At 63.8% G+C, this 1,780-nt stretch carries 3 protein-coding genes; all 3 read left to right on the top strand.

Features of this window, described 5'->3' with window-relative positions; genetic code table 11:
• On the top strand, positions 1–330 hold a 330-nt coding region (gene earP, locus AC1DY5_RS54110; RefSeq protein ID WP_478122435.1), incomplete at its 5' end, for an elongation factor P maturation arginine rhamnosyltransferase EarP.
• A 145-nt stretch (positions 331–475) separates the two neighbouring features.
• Positions 476–1,030 (top strand): elongation factor P, encoded by a 555-nt coding sequence (gene efp / locus AC1DY5_RS54105; RefSeq protein ID WP_286367245.1) that lies wholly within the window; start codon positions 476–478, stop codon positions 1,028–1,030.
• A gap of 118 nt (positions 1,031–1,148) precedes the next feature.
• A partial coding sequence (locus tag AC1DY5_RS54100) for an LOG family protein (RefSeq protein ID WP_478122434.1) occupies positions 1,149–1,780 on the top strand: 632 nt, incomplete at its 3' end.

The raw sequence follows: 1,780 nt of genomic DNA, 5'->3' as shown, positions 1-1,780 counted from the left end.
CTGTGGGCCTGCGACCTCAATTTCGTCCGCGGCGAGGATTCGCTGGTGCGCGCGCTCTGGTCCGGCGCGCCGCTCGTCTGGCAGATCTATCCCCAGGACGACGATGCGCACCACGAAAAGCTCAACGCCTTCCTGGACTGGCTGGAGGCGCCGCCTTCGCTGCGCGGCTTCCATCACCTTTGGAGCGGCATCGGCGCCGGCCAGCTGCCGCGGCTGGACCCCGCGACCCTCGCCGCCTGGACCGGCGCCACGCAGGCAGCGCGCAAGCGACTGCTCGCCCAGGACGACCTTTTGACCCGGCTGCGGCGATTCATCGTCCAAAAAAGCTAAAATTACGGGCTTTGCGGAATTCCGACGCCGTGCCAGCCAGCTGGTTGGCTCAGTCGAAGCTTCCGCTGAACCCGCCGCGGTGAATGCGCCAGAGGACAAAGGGCCTGACCGTGCTCCGAGCGGCCAACATCCAGAGACCCTGATTATGAAAATCGCTCAAGAAATCCGCGCTGGCAACGTGATCATGCACGGCAAGGACCCGATGGTCGTCCTGAAGACCGAATACAGCCGCGGCGGCCGCAATTCCGCCACGGTGCGCATGAAGCTCAAGAGCCTGATTGCCAACTTCAACACCGAAGTGGTCTTCAAGGCCGACGACAAGATCGACCAGATCGTGCTCGACAAGAAGGAGTGCACCTACTCCTATTTCGCCGACCCCATGTATGTCTGCATGGACACCGAGTACAACCAGTACGAAGTCGAAGCCGAGAACATGGGCGACTCGCTCAACTACCTCGAGGACGGCATGCCGGTCGAAGTGGTGTTCTACGACGGCAAGGCGATCTCGGTCGAACTGCCGACCAGCGTCGAGCGCGAAATCACCTGGACCGAGCCGGCCGTCAAGGGCGACACCTCGGGCAAGGTCATGAAGCCGGCCAAGATCTCGACCGGCTTCGAGATCGGCGTGCCGCTGTTCGTCGCACAGGGCGACAAGATCGAAATCGACACCCGCACCGGTGAATACCGCAAGCGCGTCTGAACGGCTGCGACTTGATGAAAAGGCTCCCGCGGGAGCCTTTTTTGCGTATTTCTTCCCCTGATTCCACAAAGCCGGCCCGGAACCTGCAACGCGCACAATCCAGAACCGTTATTCGGGCATGACCATGCACAACAGCACACACGATCTTCACGACAAGCGGCTGGCCGACGCCTGGGCCACGCTGCAGGCCCATTCGGACAAGGGGCTGCCGCTGCACAACGACCCCTCGCGGCTGGCCTTCGCCGACCCCGAGTTCCTGTTGCGGCGCGAAACCCGCGGGTTGCGCATGCAACTCGAGCTCATGAAACCCGACCTCGAGATGCGGGCTCACGGCATCGAGAACACCGTGGTGGTGTTCGGCAGCGCGCGCTTCCGCAGCGAGGAGGAATCGGGCGCCCTGATCGCCCAGGCCGAGGCCGCCGGCGACAGCGTCGCCACCGACCGCTGGCGCAAGTTGGCGCGCAGTTCCCACTACTACGAGAAGGCGCGCGCCTTCGGCAAGATGGTGGCCGAGTACAGCAATGACCGCGAGCCGCAGGACAAGCTCTTCGTCTGCACCGGCGGCGGGCCGGGCATCATGCAGGCGGCCAACCGCGGCGCCTACGAGGGCGGCGGCCTGTCGGTCGGGCTGGCGATCGCGCTGCCGATGGAAGAGGAAGCCAATCCGTACGTCACGCCGGCGCTGAGCTTCAAGTTCCACTATTTCGCGATCCGCAAGATGCATTTCATGATGCGGGCCAAGGCGCTGGT

The sequence above is a fragment of the Variovorax sp. P4_D9 genome (assembly GCF_056401695.1).
Note: the sequence above shows the minus strand (reverse complement) of the source record. Positions and strands in the feature narration are given on the sequence as shown.